At 55.7% G+C, this 19,682-nt stretch carries 20 protein-coding genes; 13 read left to right on the forward strand and 7 right to left on the reverse strand.

Going from position 1 to position 19,682, the window contains the following annotated elements; all coding sequences use genetic code 11:
* The first annotated feature begins 9 nt into the window (after positions 1 to 9).
* Positions 10 to 1,311 (forward strand): NAD-dependent dihydropyrimidine dehydrogenase subunit PreA, encoded by a 1,302-nt coding sequence (gene preA / locus AADJ11_RS04085; protein WP_341233268.1) that lies wholly within the window; start codon positions 10 to 12, stop codon positions 1,309 to 1,311.
* Positions 1,312 to 1,317: 6 nt separating this feature from the next.
* On the opposite strand, the gene AADJ11_RS04090 is transcribed toward preA, so the two are convergent.
* Both AADJ11_RS04090 and AADJ11_RS04095 read right to left on the reverse strand, forming a co-directional pair.
* On the reverse strand, positions 1,318 to 1,788 hold the full coding sequence (locus AADJ11_RS04090) for a hypothetical protein (protein ID WP_341233269.1): 471 nt from the start codon (positions 1,786 to 1,788) through the stop codon (positions 1,318 to 1,320).
* Between the two features lie 112 nt (positions 1,789 to 1,900).
* On the reverse strand, positions 1,901 to 2,485 hold the full coding sequence (locus AADJ11_RS04095) for a TetR family transcriptional regulator C-terminal domain-containing protein (protein WP_341233663.1): 585 nt from the start codon (positions 2,483 to 2,485) through the stop codon (positions 1,901 to 1,903).
* Between the two features lie 207 nt (positions 2,486 to 2,692).
* Here AADJ11_RS04095 and AADJ11_RS04100 point away from each other — a divergent pair, with 207 nt between their 5' ends.
* The 7 genes from AADJ11_RS04100 to AADJ11_RS04130 all read left to right on the forward strand — a co-directional run bounded on the left by AADJ11_RS04100 (position 2,693) and on the right by AADJ11_RS04130 (position 9,555).
* On the forward strand, positions 2,693 to 3,943 hold the full coding sequence (locus AADJ11_RS04100; protein WP_341233270.1) for a Zn-dependent hydrolase: 1,251 nt from the start codon (positions 2,693 to 2,695) through the stop codon (positions 3,941 to 3,943).
* Between the two features lie 64 nt (positions 3,944 to 4,007).
* A complete protein-coding gene (locus tag AADJ11_RS04105; protein ID WP_341233271.1) occupies positions 4,008 to 4,331 on the forward strand; it encodes a hypothetical protein in 324 nt (107 codons plus the stop codon).
* Positions 4,332 to 4,408: 77 nt separating this feature from the next.
* The gene (hydA, locus tag AADJ11_RS04110; RefSeq protein WP_341233272.1) at positions 4,409 to 5,869 is read left to right on the forward strand and encodes a dihydropyrimidinase; all 1,461 of its coding nucleotides are present in this window, start codon (positions 4,409 to 4,411) and stop codon (positions 5,867 to 5,869) included.
* 110 nt (positions 5,870 to 5,979) lie between these two features.
* Positions 5,980 to 6,762: an ABC transporter ATP-binding protein gene (locus tag AADJ11_RS04115; protein ID WP_341233273.1), complete on the forward strand. Its 783-nt coding sequence runs from the start codon at positions 5,980 to 5,982 to the stop codon at positions 6,760 to 6,762.
* 69 nt (positions 6,763 to 6,831) lie between these two features.
* On the forward strand, positions 6,832 to 7,698 hold the full coding sequence (locus tag AADJ11_RS04120; protein WP_341233274.1) for an ABC transporter permease: 867 nt from the start codon (positions 6,832 to 6,834) through the stop codon (positions 7,696 to 7,698).
* Positions 7,695 to 8,534, forward strand: a complete 840-nt coding sequence (locus AADJ11_RS04125) for an ABC transporter permease (protein ID WP_341233275.1) — start codon at positions 7,695 to 7,697, stop codon at positions 8,532 to 8,534. The genes AADJ11_RS04120 and AADJ11_RS04125 overlap by 4 nt, the downstream gene beginning before the upstream one ends.
* Positions 8,535 to 8,574: 40 nt before the next feature.
* Positions 8,575 to 9,555, forward strand: a complete 981-nt coding sequence (locus AADJ11_RS04130; protein ID WP_341233276.1) for an ABC transporter substrate-binding protein — start codon at positions 8,575 to 8,577, stop codon at positions 9,553 to 9,555.
* Between the two features lie 75 nt (positions 9,556 to 9,630).
* Here the strand turns inward: AADJ11_RS04130 and AADJ11_RS04135 are convergent, their stop codons facing one another.
* Both AADJ11_RS04135 and AADJ11_RS04140 read right to left on the reverse strand, forming a co-directional pair.
* A complete protein-coding gene (locus tag AADJ11_RS04135) occupies positions 9,631 to 10,182 on the reverse strand; it encodes a L,D-transpeptidase (protein ID WP_341233277.1) in 552 nt (183 codons plus the stop codon).
* A 137-nt stretch (positions 10,183 to 10,319) separates the two neighbouring features.
* Positions 10,320 to 10,526, reverse strand: coding sequence for a cold-shock protein (locus AADJ11_RS04140; RefSeq protein ID WP_005851393.1), 207 nt, complete (start codon positions 10,524 to 10,526; stop codon positions 10,320 to 10,322).
* A 386-nt stretch (positions 10,527 to 10,912) separates the two neighbouring features.
* On the opposite strand from AADJ11_RS04140, the gene AADJ11_RS04145 reads away from it, so the two are divergent.
* Positions 10,913 to 11,866 carry a response regulator transcription factor gene (locus tag AADJ11_RS04145; RefSeq protein ID WP_341233278.1) on the forward strand — a complete coding sequence of 318 codons (954 nt, stop codon included), beginning with the start codon at positions 10,913 to 10,915 and terminating at the stop codon, positions 11,864 to 11,866.
* Between the two features lie 64 nt (positions 11,867 to 11,930).
* Here AADJ11_RS04145 and ettA read toward each other — a convergent pair whose 3' ends face one another.
* On the reverse strand, positions 11,931 to 13,586 hold the full coding sequence (gene ettA / locus AADJ11_RS04150) for an energy-dependent translational throttle protein EttA (RefSeq protein ID WP_341233279.1): 1,656 nt from the start codon (positions 13,584 to 13,586) through the stop codon (positions 11,931 to 11,933).
* Positions 13,587 to 14,045: 459 nt separating this feature from the next.
* On the opposite strand from ettA, the gene AADJ11_RS04155 reads away from it, so the two are divergent.
* The 3 genes from AADJ11_RS04155 (at position 14,046) to AADJ11_RS04165 (ending at position 16,742) form a co-directional block, all read left to right on the forward strand.
* Complete coding sequence (locus AADJ11_RS04155; protein WP_341233280.1) at positions 14,046 to 14,486, forward strand: universal stress protein; 441 nt, start codon at positions 14,046 to 14,048, stop codon at positions 14,484 to 14,486.
* A gap of 11 nt (positions 14,487 to 14,497) precedes the next feature.
* On the forward strand, positions 14,498 to 16,063 hold the full coding sequence (locus tag AADJ11_RS04160) for an alanine/glycine:cation symporter family protein (protein WP_341233281.1): 1,566 nt from the start codon (positions 14,498 to 14,500) through the stop codon (positions 16,061 to 16,063).
* A 76-nt stretch (positions 16,064 to 16,139) separates the two neighbouring features.
* The gene (locus tag AADJ11_RS04165) at positions 16,140 to 16,742 is read left to right on the forward strand and encodes a nicotinate-nucleotide adenylyltransferase (protein WP_341233282.1); all 603 of its coding nucleotides are present in this window, start codon (positions 16,140 to 16,142) and stop codon (positions 16,740 to 16,742) included.
* Here the strand turns inward: AADJ11_RS04165 and AADJ11_RS04170 are convergent.
* Entirely contained in the window at positions 16,734 to 17,558 is an 825-nt protein-coding gene (locus AADJ11_RS04170) for a DMT family transporter (RefSeq protein ID WP_341233283.1), read from the reverse strand. The genes AADJ11_RS04165 and AADJ11_RS04170 overlap by 9 nt on opposite strands.
* An 89-nt stretch (positions 17,559 to 17,647) precedes the next feature.
* Between AADJ11_RS04170 and dacB the strand changes: the two genes are divergently transcribed.
* Positions 17,648 to 19,144 (forward strand): D-alanyl-D-alanine carboxypeptidase/D-alanyl-D-alanine-endopeptidase, encoded by a 1,497-nt coding sequence (dacB, locus tag AADJ11_RS04175; RefSeq protein ID WP_341233284.1) that lies wholly within the window; start codon positions 17,648 to 17,650, stop codon positions 19,142 to 19,144.
* Between the two features lie 6 nt (positions 19,145 to 19,150).
* On the opposite strand, the gene AADJ11_RS04180 is transcribed toward dacB, so the two are convergent.
* Complete coding sequence (locus tag AADJ11_RS04180) at positions 19,151 to 19,573, reverse strand: tellurite resistance TerB family protein (RefSeq protein WP_341233285.1); 423 nt, start codon at positions 19,571 to 19,573, stop codon at positions 19,151 to 19,153.
* Positions 19,574 to 19,682: the final 109 nt, after the last annotated feature.

Raw genomic sequence — 19,682 nt, forward strand, 5'->3', positions numbered from 1 at the left:
AGAACGCAAATGGCGGATCTAAGAAGCGAATTCGTAGGGATCAAAAGCCCAAACCCATTCTGGCTGGCCTCTGCGCCGCCAACCGATAAAGAATACAACGTGCGCCGAGCTTTTGAAGCGGGCTGGGGCGGTGTGGTCTGGAAAACGCTGGGTATTGATCCGGCGGTGGTGAACGTCAACGGCCCACGATACGGCGCAATCTATGGGGCTGACCGCCGGTTGTTGGGATTGAACAACATCGAATTGATCACCGACCGCCCCTTAGAGCTGAACCTGCAGGAAATCAAATCGGTCAAACGCGACTATCCGGATCGTGCCATGGTGGTTTCGCTTATGGTCCCTTGCGAGGAAGAGCCGTGGAAATACATCCTGCCCTTGGTCGAAGAAACCGGCGCTGACGGGGTTGAGCTGAACTTTGGCTGTCCGCATGGGATGTCCGAACGCGGTATGGGCGCGGCCGTGGGCCAAGTGCCCGAATACATCGAAATGGTCACCCGTTGGGTCAAGGCGAGCACGCGTATGCCGGTGATCGTCAAGTTGACGCCAAACATCGCCGATATTCGCAAACCCGCCGAGGCCGCACAGCGCGGCGGTGCCGATGCCGTCAGCCTGATTAACACCATCAATTCGATCACTTCGGTGGATTTGGATTTGTTCGCGCCAGAACCCACAATTGATGGCAAGGGCGCGCATGGCGGTTATTGCGGGCCAGCGGTTAAACCGATTGCGTTGAACATGGTGGCCGAAATTGCCCGCGACCCGGGCTTGGCCAGCATGCCGATCAGCGGGATCGGCGGTGTCACCACATGGCGCGATGCGGCAGAGTTTATCGCCCTTGGCGCTGGTAATGTGCAGGTATGTACGGCGGCCATGACATACGGGTTCAAGATCGTCCAAGAGATGATCAGCGGCCTGTCTGAATATATGGATGAAAAGGGCATGACGTCGATCGATCAATTGGTCCGCAAAGCAGTGCCAAACGTGACCGACTGGAATCAGCTAAACCTGAACTATATTGCCAAGGCCAAGATCAATCAGGACCTGTGCATTTCTTGTGGTCGATGCTTTGCCGCGTGCGAAGACACGTCGCATCAGGCGATCGCAATGGACGAGGGTCGCGTGTTTTCCGTCATCGACGACGAATGTGTCGCCTGCAATTTGTGCGTCAATGTTTGCCCGGTCGAGGATTGCATCACGATGGAGGCCATGACCCCCGGTCTTACCGACCCGCGTACGGGGAAAGTTGTTGAACCTCACTATGCCAACTGGACAACGCATCCCAACAACCCAGCTGCAACCGCAGCTGAGTAATTGGCCTTAGGGTGCCCGGCTGTTCTTGAACTTCAGCAGAATATCTGCGGTCGGGATAGGCAGCGGGCCCTCGGCTTTGGGCAGCGTCGCTTGCGATGTCTCGGACCCGCCATCGGGTTCGGACGCGTTGTATTTGATTTCTGACAAGACGACGTTGCCGGTTTCCTTGGTCGCGTTGCGCAAGGTTTCATCGGCCAGCTTTTGGCCGGCGGCTTCGGCTTTTGCATCAACCACAGATTTGGCCGAGGCATTGGACGGTCCCGTGTCGATGATCTTTATCCACGCCCGTGCATCATCCTGCGATCCCCGGCCCGCGCTGGCCCCGTTGTCTGCGGATGTGCCGCTATCCCCGCTAGAGGACGAGGTTGATACCGGTGCAATATCAGGGGGCGGATTTGCCGCGCTGATGGATGTCTGAGCCGGGGCCGCATGATGTTGAGGCGGTAGCAAAGTGCTGACAGTTGAGATAGATGCCATTTTCCGTACTCCTATATAACAAGGTTAAAGTTGCCCGCCACCACGCAGTAACTAATTATCAGCCTGTCTTAATCAGACATCAAAATCACCTGTTATTTGGTAAGTCGGTTAATCAATCCTTGACGCAAAGCATCCTGCCAAACATCTCGCGTAAATGCTGTGATGCAGTGTCATGAGCATCGGGATCCTCGCCAACAAGCACCGATACTTGGGCTTCGAAATCGGCGTAATGTTGTGTCGTTGCCCAGATTGAAAAGATCAAATGCTGCGGATTAATATCCGCAATTTTACCGGCTTTGGCCCAGCCTGCAATCACGGCGCATTTCTGATCAAACAACGGTTTCAATTCACTGTGCAGACGCGGGCCGATACGGGGCGCACCTTGCAGGATTTCACCAGCAAACAAGCGGCTTTCGCGCGGTAGGTCACGGGCCATATCTAGTTTGCGCTGCACATAATCCAAAATCTCGGATTTCGGGTCACCATCGGCGTCAAGTTCGACCAAGGGGTCCAGCCATGTCTCCATCAGCTGGCTTAGCAGGGTCAGGTGAATCTGTTCCTTGCCTTGGAAATAATAGAGGATATTCGGCTTGCTCAATCCCGCTTCGGCGGCGATCTGATCAAGGGTGGCCCCCCGATATCCATGCTGTGAGAATACGTTTAGTGCGGCATCCAGGATGACGCGGCGGTTGCGCATTTGAATGCGGCTTGGTTTTTTCGGGACGCCATCGGGCAAAGCGTATCTCTTTCTGCATCGGTGCCTGAAAAATCAGCATGCACCGTGGCATACATAGATTCAATTGAAAGCATTTCTTGACAGATACAAGGCTAACCGCAATCGTGGATTTACCAAATGGTAAAAATTTTTGTGATGCGCAAGCTAGTCTGAATGAGGAGCCTTCCTATGGCCGCACCTGGTGAAAACCTGAAGATCAATCCTGATCGTTTGTGGGACAGCCTGATGGAGATGGCCCAAATCGGCCCCGGCGTCGCGGGCGGGAATAATCGTCAAACGCTGACCGATGAGGATGCCGAAGGCCGCGCCCTGTTCCAAAAATGGTGCGAGGCTGCGGGCTGTACCATGGGCCTTGATCAGATGGGAAATATGTTTGCGCAGCGTGATGGCACCGATCCTGATGCCTTGCCGGTCTATGTCGGGTCGCATCTGGATACGCAGCCCACGGGCGGCAAATACGACGGAGTTCTAGGGGTACTGGGTGGTCTGGAAATCCTGCGCACCATGAATGATTTGGGCATCAAGACAAAGCATCCCGTTGTCGTTGCGAACTGGACCAACGAAGAAGGCACGCGCTATGCCCCCGCGATGCTGTCGTCAGGCGTTTTTGCCGGTATTCATACCCAAGATTGGGCATATGACAGGATCGACGCCAACGGGCTGACCTTTGGAGACGAGCTGAACCGGATCGGATGGCGGGGCGATGAGGAAGTCGGTGCACGCAAGATGCATGCCTTTTTCGAGCTGCATATTGAGCAGGGTCCTATTTTGGAGGCTGAAGGAAAAGACATCGGCGTCGTGACCCATGGGCAGGGTCTGTCTTGGACGCAGGTGACGGTAACGGGCAAAGACGCACATACCGGATCGACCCCCATGCCCTTGCGAAAGAATGCTGGGTTGGGCATGGCGCGGATTTTGGAGGCTGTTGACCAGATCGCATGGGCGCACGCCCCCCATGCCGTCGGTGCGGCGGGGCATATTGATGTGTATCCGAACTCGCGCAACGTTATCCCCGGCAAGGTCGTGTTCACCGTTGATTTCAGATCGCCCGACCTGCTGGTGATCGAAGAAATGGAGGCGCAGCTGCGGACGCAAGGCCAGAAGATTGCTGATGACATGGGGCTGGAGGTTGCGTTTGAAAAGGTTGGCGGATTTGACCCCGTCGCATTTGACGAAGGTTGCGTAACGGCCGTGCGGTCTGCCGCCGAGCGTCTGGGGTACAGCCACATGGATCTCATCTCGGGTGCAGGTCATGACGCCTGTTGGATCAATCGAGTGGCCCCGACGGCGATGGTCATGTGCCCCTGTGTCGACGGCCTAAGTCATAATGAGGCAGAAGAGATTACCAAGGATTGGGCAAAAGCGGGGGCAGATGTGTTGCTGCACGCGGTGCTAGAGACTGCGGAGATTATCGGGTGATGCGGGATCGTTTTCTTTCAAAGAAAACGGGCCGGAATTTTCAAAAATTCCGTGGCGGCGTGTGATGCTTGAGCAGGATCTTTCCATAGGAGAACGGATTTCTGCGCTGATTGACGCGGAAATTGATGAAGCCATGGAAAGTCAGGACATGGTTCTTCGCCGTACGGCTGAAGCGTTTCGGCAGGCGCTGCGGCCACCGAAGCAGATCAGGGTGAATTTTAGCGGTGGGATTACGCAGCGCTGTTGGTCGGTGTCGAAGGGCGATGGGACGTACCGCGTCGTTTACATGCCGCGGGCGGGGTATTTTTCGCTATGTGTTGAGAGCGACTTTGGCCCGCTGGATATCGGCGTTCATGGGCCAGCATTGGGATGCTTCGGATCGGTTTGAGCGGTGAGTGGGGGCCAGCCCCCACGCCCCCGGGATTTTGATCCATTTGGAATGAGAGATGAGATGGGAGAGTTGAGATGAGCAAAGTAATCAAAGGTGGACTGGTATGTACCGCTGACAGGACGTGGAAAGCGGACGTTCTGATTGAAGGCGAGACGATCGCGCGGATTGGCGAGAACCTTGTCGGGGATGAGTATATCGACGCCGAGGGGGCCTATGTCATTCCGGGCGGTATTGATCCGCATACCCATCTTGAAATGCCCTTTATGGGCACGACCGCTGCTGAGACTTTCGAGAGCGGCACATGGGCTGCTGCCGTTGGCGGCACAACCATGATCGTTGATTTCTGTCTTCCGGGCGAGGACGGGTCGATCAAGAATGCGATTAACGAATGGCATCGCAAATCCGCGCCGCAGATTTGTTCGGACGTCGGATATCATATGGCGATCACCGGTTGGAACGAGAATGTATTCAACGAGATGAAAGATGCCGTGGATATGGGCGTCAATTCATTCAAGCATTTCATGGCCTACAAGGGCGCATTGATGATTGAGGATGACGAGATGTTCGCGTCCTTCAAGCGCTGTGCGGAGTTGGGTGCGCTTCCTATGGTGCATGCTGAAAACGGTGACTTGGTTGCCGAGCTGCAGCAAAAATATTTCGATCAAGGGATCACTGGCCCCGAGGGTCATGCCTATTCCCGCCCGCCGGAACTGGAGGGTGAGGCGGCAAACCGGGCGATTACCATCGCTGATACGGCGGGTGTGCCGCTGTATATCGTGCATGTGTCTTGTGAGCAGACCCATGAGGCGATCCGGCGCGCGCGGCAAAAGGGCATGCGGGTTTACGGCGAGCCGTTGATCCAGTTTTTGACTTTGGACGAATCCGAGTATTTCAACAAGGATTGGGACCATGCCGCGCGGCGGGTGATGTCGCCCCCGTTCCGGTCAAAGGATCATCAGGACAGTTTGTGGGCTGGGTTGCAATCAGGGTCCTTGCAGGTAGTGGCAACGGACCACGCGGCATTTTCCACGGCGCAAAAGCGCGCGGGAAAAGATGATTTCCGGATCATTCCAAACGGGTCTAATGGCCTAGAAGAGCGCCTTGCTGTATTATGGACCGAAGGTGTTGAGACGGGTCGGTTGACGCCGAATGAGTTTGTTGCTGCGACATCGACCAATGTTGCGAAAATCCTGAACATCTATCCGCGCAAAGGTGCGATTGTTGAGGGGGCTGATGCGGATATCGTGGTGTGGGACCCGAAGATCAGCAAAACGATTTCCCCGACGAACCACCATTCGGTGCTGGATTACAATGTGTTCGAGGGCTTCAACGTCACTGCGCAAAGCCGTTACACGCTGAGCCGGGGTGAGGTGATTTGGGCCTGGGGGCAAAATTCGCAGCCCAATCCGGGCCGGGGCCGGTTTGTGCCGCGCCCAGCGTTCCCTTCGGGCAATGTTGCGCTTAGTAAGTGGAAAGAGCTGACGGCCCCCAAGATGATCCAGCGTGATCCGTTGAATATTCCTGCGGGCATCTAACGCAAAATTGCCCCTAAGCGGCGCGGCGGCTATGCTGCCGTGCCCACGAAAAGAAGAAAGAGGCCAGCTGCAATGCGAGCACACCATACGACAGAAAACGGGCGGGTAATATGACGTTAGCCCCTGTTATTTCTGCCAAAAATCTCTCCCTGACATTTGAGACCAATGATGGCCCTGTGCACGCGCTTAAGGACGTGTCGTTGGACATTCAGAAGGGCGACTTTGTGAGTTTCATCGGGCCGTCTGGTTGCGGGAAAACCACGTTTTTGCGGTGCATGGCGGATCTGGAGCAGCCTACGGGTGGGTCAATTACGGTGAACGGCGTCAGCGCCGAAGATGCGCGGATGGCGCGGGCCTATGGCTATGTGTTTCAGGCGGCGGGGCTTTATCCTTGGCGCACGATCGGCGGGAATATCCGGTTGCCGCTTGAGATTATGGGCTATTCCAAAGCGGATCAGGCGGCGCGGGTGGCGCGGGTGCTGGAGCTTGTGGAGTTGGCAGGGTTTGAGAAGAAATTCCCGTGGCAGCTGTCGGGCGGTATGCAGCAACGGGCAAGCATTGCGCGGGCCTTGGCCTTTGATGCGGACATTTTGTTGATGGATGAGCCGTTTGGCGCGCTGGACGAGATCGTGCGCGATCACCTGAACGAGCAGTTGTTACGGCTTTGGGCGCGGACGGAAAAGACGATTGCATTCGTAACCCATTCCATCCCCGAGGCGGTGTATCTGAGCACGAAGATTGTCGTGATGAGCCCGAGACCGGGACGGATCACGGATGTGATTGAAAGCACGTTGCCGAAAGAACGGCCTTTGGAAATCCGCGAGACGCCGGAGTTTTTGGAGATCGCGCACCGTGTCCGTGAAGGGTTAAGGGCGGGGCATGGCGATGACTGAACCTGCGTTTGTGGCAAGCCGGCCCTTCGGGGAGGATATTTGTGAGCCAGAGAAGCGGGGGGCTGTCTTGTGAGGCAGAGCTTTGCCCCGGTTTTGACTGTTGTTGGATTGCTTTTGGTGGTCTGGTATGCGGCGGCCATTTGGCTGAATGCGGACTGGACCTATGACAAGGCGAAGCGGTCGGGGGAGATTGTGACAACCACATCCCTGATCAAGGATACATGGGCGCAGGATAAGCCGAAACTGCCTGCACCGCATCAGGTTGCCGCCGAGATCTGGCGTACAACGGTTGAGAAAAAGATCACGTCGAAGCGGTCTCTTATCTATCATTCGTGGATTACGTTGAGTGCAACATTGCTTGGGTTCGGTTTGGGGACTGTTTTGGGCACATTGCTGGCCGTGGGGATCATTTATAACCGGACGATGGATATGTCGGTCATGCCTTGGGTGATTGCCAGCCAGACCATTCCCATTCTGGCGATTGCACCGATGATTATTGTGGTGCTGAACGCTGTTGGAATTTCTGGCCTGCTGCCAAAGGCGATGATCGGCATGTACCTGTCCTTTTTCCCGATTGTTGTTGGCATGGTCAAAGGGTTGCGCAGCCCGGACCAGATGCAGTTGGACCAGATGAGGACATGGCATGCGAGCGCGTCACAAACCTTTTGGCGGCTGCGGCTGCCCGCGTCTATGCCGTATCTGTTCACCTCGCTGAAGGTCGCCATGGCGGCGTCTTTGGTCGGGGCGATTATCGGGGAGCTGCCCACCGGCGCTGTTGCGGGGCTGGGCGCGCGTCTTTTGGCCGGTAGTTACTATGGTCAGACGATCCAGATCTGGAGCGCATTGCTTATGGCCGCCGCGCTGGCTGCTGTTTTGGTGGGTATCATTGGAATCGTTCAGCGGGTCACCCTGAAACGCATGGGGATGGCGCGATGAGTTGGGTTATTTTTGCAATAGCCGCTTGGGCGCTTGGTTGGTGGATAAACATACGTCTTGCACGGGGGCGGCCTGTGCGCTGGCGGTCCTTGGCTGCGCCGATCGTTTTCGGGGTCACATTGATCGCGATCTGGGAAGGTGTGGTACGCGGGCTTGAGATTTCGCCAGTGTTGCTGCCGCCGCCCACTGCAATTGCGGCGCGTTTTGGTGCATCGCTTGATATTCTTTGGGTCGATTTCGTGCAAACCGTGCTGAAAGGCGCATTGTCGGGATATGTTATCGGCTGTGGTGCTGCGTTCCTGATCGCGGTGGCGGTGGACCGGTTTCCGTTTTTGCAGCGCGGGTTGCTGCCGGTTGGCAATTTCGTGGCGGCCTTGCCGATCATCGGGATGGCACCCATTCTAGTGATGTGGTTCGGGTTTGACTGGCAATCCAAAGCGGCGGTGGTCGTGGTTATGGTGTTCTTTCCAATGCTGGTGAACACCGTGCAGGGACTGCAGGCGACCGATACGATGCAGCGCGATCTGATGCGGACATATGGGGCAAGCTATTGGGTGACGCTTTTCAAGCTGCGCTTGCCTGCGGCCATGCCTTTCGTGTTCAATGGCCTCAAGATCGGGACCACGCTGGCGTTGATCGGCGCGATTGTTGCTGAATTTTTTGGCTCTCCGATCCGGGGAATGGGGTTTCGTATCTCGACCTCGGTGGGGCAGCTTGCACTTGATCTGGTCTGGGCCGAGATTGTCGTGGCGGCAATTGCCGGATCGGCGTTCTATGGCGCTATGGCGTTGATCGAGCGGCGGATCACATTCTGGCACCCCAGCCAACGAAATTAACCGAAACGAAACGACCAACACAACAAGGGAGACTATAATAATGAAAAATATCACCAAGATGACAGCCGGGCTCGCATTGGGTCTTTGGGGCAGCATGGCCTATGCCGCCGATGATCTGACACTGCAATTGAAGTGGGTCACGCAAGCGCAATTTGGCGGCTATTACGTTGCTTTGGACAAGGGCTTTTACGAAGAGGAAGGCCTGAACGTCACGATCAAGCCGGGTGGTCCGGACATCGCGCCCGTGCAGGTTTTGCTGGGTGGTGGCGCTGATGTGATGGTGGATTGGTTGCCGTCCGCATTGGCAGCCCGGGAAAAAGGCGCGCCGATTGTGAACATCGCGCAGCCCTTCGCAAAATCCGGCCTCATGCTGACCTGTCTGAAAGAACACGGTATCACCAAGCCTGAGGATTTCCCCGGGCACACATTGGGCACATGGTTCTTTGGCAATGAAATCCCGCTGCTAAGCTGGATGGGCAAGCTGGGCTATGCGACCGATGGATCGGATGGCGGTGTGACCATTCAAAAGATCAACTTTAACGTGGACCCATTGCTGCAAAAGCAGGTCGAATGCGCCACCACCATGACCTACAATGAATATTGGCAGGTTATTGATGCGGGGCTGACGCCGGATGATCTGGTTGTCTTTAAATACGAAGACGAAGGTATCTCGACGCTGGAAGACGGTCTTTATACCACCGAAGAAAACCTGGCCGACCCCGACATGCAGGACAAGCTGGTACGCTTTGTGCGCGCGTCGATGAAGGGCTGGAAATACGCCGAAGAGCATTCTGATGAGGCGGCTGAAATCGTGCTTGAAAACGACCAAACCGGCGCACAAACCGAAAAGCACCAAAAGCGTATGATGGGCGAGATTGCCAAGCTGACTGCTGGCAGCAACGGTGCGTTGGACGAGGCGGCGTTCAAGCGTAGCGCGGACATCACAATGGAAGGTGGCATGATCACCAAGGCACCTGAAGGGGCCTGGACCCACGACATCACCGACAAAGCACTGAACTAAGATTTAGAGCGTTATTAACGAGAAAGGGCCGGTGGAAACACCGGCCCTTTTGTCATTCAATGGAATGTCATTTGATTAAAGAACAGTAACCGTCGTCCCAATCGGCACACGTTCGTAGAGATCTTTTACATGTTCGTTGATCATGCGGATGCAGCCGTTTGATACCGAACGCCCAATGGTGTTGGGCTGCGTTGTACCGTGGATGCGGAAATAGGTGTCTCTGCCATTTTGGAACAGGTACAGCGCGCGCGCGCCCAATGGGTTTTGCGGGCCGCCCGGTTGGGCGTCGGTGTTGCCGATAAAGCGCGCATATGTGTTGGGTTCACGTTCGATCATCTCGTCCGTGGGACGCCAAGTGGGCCATTCTTTCTTGACTGAAATCGTAGCAGTGCCAGTGAATTCCAGACCCGCCTTGCCGACGCCAACGCCATAGCGCATCGCCTCGCCGGGGGCGGTGACCAGATACAGGTAATGGCTGCGCGGGAGGATCAACAACTGGCCAGCTTCATACTGGTTTTTGATTTCGACCAGTTGTGGCGCTGGATCATAGGCAGCGTTTTGGGCAAAAAGCATTTTCGGAAAGGCAAGTGCGGCCAAGGAGCCTGCGATAAATGAGCGGCGACGCATGTGATGTTCCTGACTGGTTTTCTTGATCATACATGATGCGGGTTAAGCGTTTCTTGGCAACCCTGTGGACATAAAAAAACCGGCTGTCCCATGGGGTCAGCCGGTCAATTCTTTGTGTAGACCGAAGCCTAGCTGACTTATGCCAGTGCGATGTTCGACGCAGATTCGCGACCGTCACGGCCGGCTTCGATGTCGAAAGTCACTTTCTGGTTGTCGGCCAGACCGGTCAGGCCTGCGCGCTCAACGGCAGAAATGTGTACGAATACATCTTTGCTGCCGCCATCGGGTGCGATAAAGCCGAAGCCTTTTGTTGTGTTGAACCATTTTACGGTGCCAGTGGCCATATCCGTAGTCTCCTCTAGTGTACCATCCGCATCGTGCGATGGCTTGGCGTGGTCGGTCTGGATCGAAGTCTGAACGCCGTATAAGGAGACAGTGGGTCGAAAAAGAATAACGTTTGCCTTGCCCGTATGCCAGAGGCAGGGGATTCGCGCAAGGGGGTCGCATTAGGCGTGTGTTGCACAGCGAAATGGCGCCGACGGTTGCACATTATTGACATGTTCTGATGCACGCCGCCCAAAGTCGGCCTTGTTTTAAAGGTCCTAGCCTCACCCAGCTGCCTTATTTGTTTTCGATACCGGACCATAAAATTGCCGGAAAAGCGTGGAATGTTGCGCGTTAGAGCGGGTGCTCGGGCAGTGTCGCCCGTAGATCGTAGGTAAGGCAGGTTATGAGAATTTTAGCAGTAGATGATGATCCAACAGTTCTGGATATGTTGTCCGACTATCTAACGCCCAAACACGGGTTTGATCTGGTCTGTGCCGAGGATGCGGAAAAGGCGCTTGTTCTACTTAATGAACCCGGTCCGGATTTTGACTGCTTCTTGTTGGATATCATGCTGCCGGGCATCGACGGGATCAGGCTGTGTGCCGAGCTGCGGAATCTGAAAAAGCATCAAAAGACCCCGATCTTGATGATCACATCCAGCACCAGCCATGACCTGATGGAACGTGCGTTCGAGGCTGGGGCGACCGATTTTGTTTATAAGCCGTTGAACGGCGTCGACTTGAGCGCGCGTATCAATACGGCAGGATTGCTGAGCGAAAGCCTGCGCGGCGAACAAGACGCGCGCCGTTCCCTGGCCGAGCTTACCGAGCAGATCAAAGCCAGCCGCGAGGAAGGTTTCGATCTGGGGGTGCCGGACGTGGTCGACCTGAACGGGTTCGAACACCGTCTGAAGGGGCTGCCCGAAGGGTGCTATGCGATGAACCTGCTGGCAATCAAGCTGCCGCAAATGCGCAATATCTTTGAAACGCTTTCCCCGACCGAATTCTGCGACCAGATGGCCCATGTTACCCAGGCATCAATCAACGCCCTGCAAAGCCACCGCTATATTCTGGGCTATGTGGGCAACGGCGTTCTGGTTGCGGCGATATTGGCGCGTCACCGGGTCAACCCTGCGGCCATTCAACACCTTATCAAAGCGGATTTGGCGAAAAAGCCCATGCAGTCTGGCGCTGGCAACGACATGGGGGTGGATTTGTCTGTCCACTCGATCTCGAACCAACGTTTATGGACGGGGCGGTCTGCCTGCGACAAGGTGCGCGAATATATCGGCGAGCATGCGCTTAAGGCCAAAGATACCATGAAGGATATCGACCGACTGGTTTCTTCGGAAATGTAGGATCAAACGCAAAACGGGGGCATCAAAAGATGCCCCCGTTTTCTGTGTCTCAAAAGGCCTTGCCTTAGCGCGAGAATTTTTTGTGTTTCAGGCGCTTTGGTTCCATCGCGTCAGCGCCCAGGCGGCGCTCTTTGTCTTCTTCGTAGTCGGAAAAGCCACCCTCGAACCATTCGACATGGGCATTGCCCTCGAAGGCAAGGATATGCGTGCAAATCCGGTCAAGGAAGAAGCGGTCGTGCGAAATGACCACGGCGCAACCGGCGAAATCGACAAGCGCATCTTCGAGCGCACGCAGGGTTTCAACGTCCAAGTCGTTGGTCGGTTCATCGAGCAGCAAAACGTTACCGCCTTCTTTGAGCAGACGCGCCATGTGCACGCGGTTGCGTTCACCACCTGAGAGCAGGCCGACTTTCTTTTGCTGATCGCCGCCCTTAAAGTTGAACGCACCGCAATACGCGCGGGAGTTCACTTCGGCGTCACCCAGTTTGATGATTTCGGCCCCGCCCGAGATGGCCTGCCAGACGTTGTCGTCAGGGTTCAGGTCATCGCGCGACTGATCCACATAGGACAGATCGACAGTGTCACCGAGGGTGATTGATCCAGCGTCCGGTTTTTCGTTGCCGGTGATCATCTTGAAAAGGGTCGATTTACCCGCACCGTTGGGGCCGATGACGCCAACGATACCGCCGGGTGGCAACGAGAATTCAAGATTTTCGATCAACAGCTTGTCGCCCATGGCTTTGGACAGGCCTTCGACTTCTAGCACTTTGTTGCCCAGACGCGGACCGTTGGGAATAACGATCTGCGCGCGGGTCAAGCGTTCGCGCTCTGAACTATCTGCCATTTCGTTATAGGATTTGATCCGGGCCTTGGATTTTGCCTGACGGGCCTTGGCCCCCTGACGCATCCATTCCAATTCGCGCGACAGCGTCTTTTGCTTGGATTTGTCTTCACGGGCTTCTTGCTCAAGCCGCTTGGCCTTTTGGTCGATCCAGCTGGAATAGTTCCCCTCGTAGGGGATGCCATTGCCGCGGTCGAGCTCGAGGATCCAGCTTGTGATGTTATCCAAGAAATAGCGGTCGTGGGTAACGATCAGGATCGTACCTTTGTAATCGATGAGGTGTTGCTGCAACCAAGCGATGGTTTCCGCGTCCAAGTGGTTCGTCGGTTCATCGAGCAGCAGCATTTCAGGGGCCTCAAGCAACAGTTTGCACAATGCAACGCGGCGCGCCTCACCACCGGACAGGGTTGTCACATCGGCGTCGTCGGCGGGGCAGCGCAGCGCTTCCATCGACACGTCGATCTGGCTGTCGAGGTCCCACAGGTTTTCGGCATCGATCTGATCTTGCAGCGCGGCCATTTCGTCGGCTGTTTCGTCAGAGTAGTTCATCGCCAGTTCGTTATAGCGATCCAGGATGTCTTTTTTCTTTTTCACGCCCAGCATGACGTTTTCACGCACGGTTAGGGCTGGGTCGAGATAGGGTTCCTGCTCAAGGTAGCCAACTTTGGCCCCCTCGGCGACCCATGCCTCGCCCGAGAAATCCTTGTCCTGGCCGGCCATGATTTTCATCAGCGTGGATTTACCGGAACCGTTGACACCGACCACACCGATTTTCACGCCGGGAAGGAAGTTCAGGTTAATGTTGTCGAAACATTTCTTGCCGCCCGGATAGGTCTTTGAGACACCGGACATGTGGTAGACATATTGATAGGCGGCCATTGGGAATCCTCGGATAAGCTGCTTTTGGGTTGGGGTGTGCAATATCGCCCAAGGCGGGCAAGATCAAACACTCAATATATGAGCACCGAATGCGGATTTGAAGACGCTGGTCACTGGCCTGTCTGAGCGGGGGACAATGACGGGGTCGCGCCGTGGATAATGCCAAGTCGGAGCGAGACACCTATTCGCCGGGCCGCTGCCGCACAGCCCACTGAATACACAACCAAAAGCATATAAAATGCAAAGATTCACGACTTTGAGTCGGCGATAGGGTGGGACAAAACGACGCATATTATCGTTAATCTCAGGTTAATTCGGTCAAATCGACTTCAAATTGCCTAAAAATGAGGCGAATTATTTCCACGTTGTCAGTTATCGTCTTTCTATCTAGGGGCGATTTTTGCCCTTGGGGTTAACGCGGCCCGAAAGAGGCTGTGCCGTAGCAAGAGGGACAAAATAATGACAACATCCACTATCGTCGTTGGACTTGACGGGGGTGAGGCAGGCAATCGAGCCCTGGCTTTTGCGACCACCCAAGCCAAATTAATTGGGGACTGCACCCTGAAAATTGTCTATGTGATTGAATGGTCTCCATTCAGCTTTCAAACATCGGAAGAAAACGCGGAGCGCCACAAGCGCCGTGAAGAAGAGCTTTCGATGGCGCGCGAGCGGATCATGGACCCGGCTGTTAAAGCTGCAACTGAAATGGGCCTAGCGGTCGATGGGATCGTCAAACATGGCGATGTTGCGGATATTCTGGATGACATCGCCAAAAAGAACAAAGCGCTGCAAATCGTGGTGGGCCGTGTCGGTCTACGCGGCTTGAAAGAGCGGATGTTCGGTGGCGTGACGGGCCGTTTGGCCGTCGCATCCAGCGTTCCAGTCACAATCATTCCATAAGGGAGCAGATCATGAATAAGTTTCTTACAACCGGGCTTGGGGCGGCTGCGGCCTCCGTTTTGCCTGCGATCGCTTCCGCGCAGGACGCGGTGGGCATGGATCAGCGCATTAACGATATTTTCGCAGGCTCAACGGGGTGGTTCGTCAACCTGATCTTTGCCCCCTTGCCGTTCGAAATCGCCGGCGCGTCCTTTCCTTGGATCGTTCTTTGGCTCGTCGTTGGTGCGACCGTTTTCACATTCTACTTTGGTTTCATCCAGCTTAAGGCCTTTGGCCACGCGATATCACTGGTCAGAGGTGATTATTCCGACCCCGATGACGCGGGCGAGGTCAGCCACTTCCAAGCGTTAACAACAGCCCTATCGGGCACTGTCGGCCTTGGTAACATCGCCGGTGTTGCCGTCGCGGTTGGCATTGGTGGGCCGGGTGCCACATTCTGGATGATCCTTGCGGGTCTTTTGGGCATGGCCTCAAAGTTCACCGAATGTACGCTTGGTGTGAAGTATCGGAACGAATACGCAGATGGCACCGTTTCCGGTGGTCCAATGTACTATATGACCAAGGGCTTCAAAGAACGCGGCCTGCCATTTGGCGGATTTCTGGCCATCGTCTTTTCGATCTTTACCATCGGTGGTGCATTGGGCGGCGGGAATATGTTCCAAGCCAACCAAGCGCATGCGCAGATTTCTGGTATCCTCGGCGATTACCCCGGCTGGATCACAGGCCTTATCTTTGCCGCTGTGGTGTTCGCAGTTATCGTGGGCGGGATCAAATCCATCGCGCGGGTGACGGAAAAGGTCGTGCCGTTCATGGGCATCCTTTATGTCGCAGCAGCTTTGGTCATCTTGATTGTCGAGTATGACAAAATCGGCTGGGCGTTTGGTCAAATCTTTGACGGTGCCTTTACTGGTCTTGGTGTTGCGGGTGGCTTTGTTGGCGCTCTGATCCAAGGGTTCAAACGTGCTGCGTTCTCGAACGAAGCGGGCGTTGGGTCGGCGGCGATTGCACACTCTGCCGTGCGGACCAAAGAACCAGTGACCGAAGGTGTGGTTTCCTTGCTTGAGCCGTTCATCGATACAGTTGTGATCTGTACGATGACAGCACTTGTGATCACCATCTCTGGTGTTCTGCTTGTGGATCCGACAACCGGCAACTTCGTTCTGAACGAAGCGGGCACGTCGATCCAAACCATTGACGGCTCCAGCGGTGTTCAACTGACATCGGCGGCATTTGCAACCGGCTTTAGCTGGTTCCCATATGTTCTGGCTGTTGCGGTGGTGCTGTTCGCATTCTCGACCATGATCAGCTGGTCTTACTATGGCCTCAAGGCTTGGACCTATCTGGTAGGCGAAGGAAAGACGAAAGAGATCGTGTTCAAAGTCATCTTCTGCTTTTTCATCATTGTGGGTGCCGCGGCCAATCTGGGCGCTGTCATCGACTTCTCTGATGCGATGATCTTTGCCATGGCGGTTGTGAACATCACGGCGCTGTACTTCCTCATGCCAATCGTCAAGCGCGAGATGAACAGCTATTTCGCACGCTTGAAATCGGGTGAGTTGAAGAAGTTCGTCGACTGATCCGTCGATTAGCTAATTGACAAAGAGGGCAAGACCCTCTCCTTTCGGCCCCTGATGCATTTCGGGGGCCGTTTTCGTGGGCTATCCATTTCCATATGTGGCACCGGGTCAGGTGATCGGGCTTTTGGGGGGATCGTTCGATCCTGCCCACGAGGGCCATGCGCATATCACACGCGAGGCGTTGAAACGCTTTGGCTTGGATCGCGTCTGGTGGTTGGTCAGCCCCGGTAACCCGCTCAAGGCGCAGGGGCCTGCGCCGCTTGCGCAACGTATGGAACGCGCGCGACAGGTCATGCAGCACCCCCGCGTTGATGTCACCGATGTAGAGGCCCAGTTGGGCACGCGCTTTACCGCACAGACAATTGCCGCCTTGCGGGCGCGCCACCCCGGCGTGCGGTTCGTGTGGTTGATGGGGGCGGATAATCTGGCGCAATTGCATCTTTGGCAGGACTGGCAGCAGATTGTTGAAACGGTCCCGATTGGCGTTATGGCCCGCCCCGGTCAGCGCATTTCTGCACGGATGAGCCGGGCCGCAGCACTTTATGCCAAGTATCGTATTCCCGGCCGGCAAAGTCAGCTTTTGGGGTATGCCGATGCGCCGGCGTGGTGTTTTGTGAATGTCCCAATGACGGACGTCAGCTCGACCGCGATACGCGCCGCTGGCAAGTGGTCATCTTAGACGGGTCGACGCGATGCCCGCGCTTAGGATGATTGCCAGCCCGATCCATGTCATCGCATCAGGTAGGGCCCCGAACAACACCCAGCCCAACGCAACAGCCGACAGCAGTTGGAAATAGATCATCGGGGCGATTTTGGTCGCCGGGGCAATGCGGTATGCATAAAGCATCAGCAGATTTCCCAACATCGAACAGGCCGCGCTGGTTACTGTAAGTGCTGCGATGGGCGCAGAGAATTCGGGCAGATGCATCAACCCGAATGGCAGTAGCAACCCGGTGCTAATGACCAATTGCGTGACCGAAAGCTGCAGGGGCGTCGCCAGATCGGACAGCCAACGCGACATGGTCAGGAAGATGCCATAAAAGGTGCCCGCCGCGAGCGCCCAAAGCAGTCCGGCGCTGACGGCAACGCCGGGGCGCACCACCAACAGGACACCGGCAAAGCCTATCGCGATCAATGCGCTGCGCAGCAAGGTGATGGGTTCGCGCAGAAAGACCGCCGCCAACACGTAGCTGAGCAAAGGACCGATAAAAAAGGCGGCAAAGACATTCGCCACGTCCTCGGTCTGTAGGGCCGTTTGGATGCAGGTGATGCCGCCGCAGATCATCGCGGCGCGGACCCAGATGCGCCAATTGCCAAACAATGCGCGCGTTTGATCAGGGATAAACGGGATCAGAATGATCAAACCAATCGCAAACCGCGACCACGCGACGAAGACTGGGGCAACCCCCATTTGCGAGGTTAATATCTTGCCCGCACTATCCCCGGCGGGGATCAGTGACATGGCCATAAACATGATAAGGATCGCCCGCTGCATAAGGCATTCACTAGCATGGGGCATGACCCATTAAAATGTGAATTGCAGATGCTTGTATCACCACGCATCGTCGGCTTTAACCTTTCACTATGACACAGCAATTTTCACGGCGGTTTTTCCTCGGCTCAGTGGCGGCAGGTGTCGTTGCGCCTAGTGCCTTTGCTGCGCCGCCGAACACATCTTTGCGCCCTGTACTGCGCGGTGGCGACCTGTTTCGCCGCGCCATTCCGACGGCATCAGAGCTGATAGAGGCCTCAAATCTGAAAGGGCAGGTGGCGTTTGTTGTCGCGGACGCCAAAACTGGAGCGGTGCTGGAACAAAAGGCACCAACGATGGGGCTGATGCCTGCCAGTGTGACCAAGGCGATTACCGCGCTTTATGCGCTAGATACCTTGGGCGCAGATCACCTGTTCGAGACACAGATCGTCGCGACCGGCGGGATCATCGAAGGCGAGGTTCAGGGCGATTTGATCTTGGTTGGCGGCGGTGATCCGACCTTGGATACAGATGCCCTTGCCGCGATGGCCGGGCGGCTTAAGGACGCGGGTATTCACAGCGTCAAAGGTGGGTTTCGGGTCTACGAGGGGAATTTCCCACGTGTAAGTCGGATCGACCCGGAACAGCCTGACCACGTGGGTTATAATCCCGGTGTGAGTGGGCTGGCGCTGAACTTTAACCGTGTTCATTTCGAATGGAAGCGTGGCAATAGCGGCTATGCGGTAACGATGGATGGCCGTTCCGCCCGATACCGCCCCGAGGTCGCGATGGCGGTGATGCAAGTCCAAGACCGCTCGGACCCAGTGTATACGTACCGTGACGACAGCAAACGTGATACTTGGACGGTGGCAAAGCGCGCGTTGGGGCAAAGCGGTGCGCGCTGGTTGCCGGTGCGCAAGCCCGGCCTTTATGCCGGAGATATCTTTGCCACGATGGCGGGTGCCAACGGGATACGGCTGCGGAACCTTCAGGTGATCGATGCGCTGCCGGCTGGGGCCGAGTTGATCGTGACTCAGCAAAGCGCGCCCTTGCACGACATCCTGCGCGATATGTTGAAATACTCCACCAACCTGACGGCGGAAATGACCGGTTTGGCAGCGACAATTGCCCGAGGGAAAGCGCCTAGAACCCTCAAAGAGTCTGCTGCCGAAATGAACCAATGGGCCAAGACCAAACTGGGCATGCGAAACCCCGCGTTGGTTGATCATTCAGGTCTGGGATCGGAAAGCAGGATTTCAGCAAGCGACATGCTGACTGCTTTGGTGAAGGTGAACAATTCCGGTACTTTGAAACCCATACTCAAGACAATTGTATTGCGGGATGAAAAGGGCAGACCCAGACGCGATCATCCGATCAAGGTTGATGCCAAAACCGGAACGTTGAACTTTGTCTCGACCCTTGCGGGGTATATGCAGGCCCCAAGCGGACGCGAGATGGCATTTGTGGTGTTTTCAGCCGATGAGCCACGACGGGCCAAGTTAAGCCGGGCACAACGCGAACGCCCGGATGGCGGCCGTGCATGGAATGCGCGCGCCAAACGTTTGCAGCAAAAGCTGATCGAACGTTGGGCGGCATATTACGTCAGTTAGCGCACGTTATGTAACGTGGCGTGCCCGTGCGCCCCGTTCAATCGCAGCGGCGTGAAGGCGGTCAAGCTCCAGCTCATAGCGGATTTCTTCCAGCAGGCGCAGTTCGGCCTCTTCCAGTTTGCCGTCTGCTGCGGCCACATCGCAAGCAAGTGCATAGGCCGTTTCGTTCAACCGGTCTGGCAGCGCCCCTTTTATCAGGCCGAACAGGGCGTCCAGCCCGTCTTCTTGCTCAAACAGGTCAAAGACCATCTGACTTACGGTGCTGATGCGGTCGTTATCGTAGTCCAGAAAAATGGGCAGGATATTTACCGCAGTTTGAATTTTAATCAGCTCGGTCGTGCGAATGTCTTCGTCCGACGCGGAAACCGCAATCATCAGCGCGACAAGACAATCTTGCGCGCTTAGTGTCAGGGAGGTGTCTTCGGTCATTGGGATATCCTGTATCGCCTGCTCATCAAGGGCAGATTATTGACGGCCAGAGGGGGACGCAATAGGAACAGCCTGCTTGTACACATAGGGTGACAGGCAAAATTGATGG

Origin of the sequence: uncultured Sulfitobacter sp. (genome assembly GCF_964021855.1) — a bacterium.
In the GTDB taxonomy this organism is placed as follows: domain Bacteria; phylum Pseudomonadota; class Alphaproteobacteria; order Rhodobacterales; family Rhodobacteraceae; genus Sulfitobacter.

Coding starts and splice junctions, on each gene's coding strand:
- preA (WP_341233268.1), top strand. CDS start 10: ATGGCGGATCTAAGAAGCGAATTCGTAGGGATCAAAAGCCCAAACCCA.
- AADJ11_RS04090 (WP_341233269.1), bottom strand. CDS start 1,788: ATGGCATCTATCTCAACTGTCAGCACTTTGCTACCGCCTCAACATCAT.
- AADJ11_RS04095 (WP_341233663.1), bottom strand. CDS start 2,485: ATGCGCAACCGCCGCGTCATCCTGGATGCCGCACTAAACGTATTCTCA.
- AADJ11_RS04100 (WP_341233270.1), top strand. CDS start 2,693: ATGGCCGCACCTGGTGAAAACCTGAAGATCAATCCTGATCGTTTGTGG.
- AADJ11_RS04105 (WP_341233271.1), top strand. CDS start 4,008: ATGCTTGAGCAGGATCTTTCCATAGGAGAACGGATTTCTGCGCTGATT.
- hydA (WP_341233272.1), top strand. CDS start 4,409: ATGAGCAAAGTAATCAAAGGTGGACTGGTATGTACCGCTGACAGGACG.
- AADJ11_RS04115 (WP_341233273.1), top strand. CDS start 5,980: ATGACGTTAGCCCCTGTTATTTCTGCCAAAAATCTCTCCCTGACATTT.
- AADJ11_RS04125 (WP_341233275.1), top strand. CDS start 7,695: ATGAGTTGGGTTATTTTTGCAATAGCCGCTTGGGCGCTTGGTTGGTGG.
- AADJ11_RS04130 (WP_341233276.1), top strand. CDS start 8,575: ATGAAAAATATCACCAAGATGACAGCCGGGCTCGCATTGGGTCTTTGG.
- AADJ11_RS04135 (WP_341233277.1), bottom strand. CDS start 10,182: ATGCGTCGCCGCTCATTTATCGCAGGCTCCTTGGCCGCACTTGCCTTT.
- AADJ11_RS04140 (WP_005851393.1), bottom strand. CDS start 10,526: ATGGCCACTGGCACCGTAAAATGGTTCAACACAACAAAAGGCTTCGGC.
- AADJ11_RS04145 (WP_341233278.1), top strand. CDS start 10,913: ATGAGAATTTTAGCAGTAGATGATGATCCAACAGTTCTGGATATGTTG.
- ettA (WP_341233279.1), bottom strand. CDS start 13,586: ATGGCCGCCTATCAATATGTCTACCACATGTCCGGTGTCTCAAAGACC.
- AADJ11_RS04155 (WP_341233280.1), top strand. CDS start 14,046: ATGACAACATCCACTATCGTCGTTGGACTTGACGGGGGTGAGGCAGGC.
- AADJ11_RS04160 (WP_341233281.1), top strand. CDS start 14,498: ATGAATAAGTTTCTTACAACCGGGCTTGGGGCGGCTGCGGCCTCCGTT.
- AADJ11_RS04170 (WP_341233283.1), bottom strand. CDS start 17,558: ATGCAGCGGGCGATCCTTATCATGTTTATGGCCATGTCACTGATCCCC.
- dacB (WP_341233284.1), top strand. CDS start 17,648: ATGACACAGCAATTTTCACGGCGGTTTTTCCTCGGCTCAGTGGCGGCA.
- AADJ11_RS04180 (WP_341233285.1), bottom strand. CDS start 19,573: ATGACCGAAGACACCTCCCTGACACTAAGCGCGCAAGATTGTCTTGTC.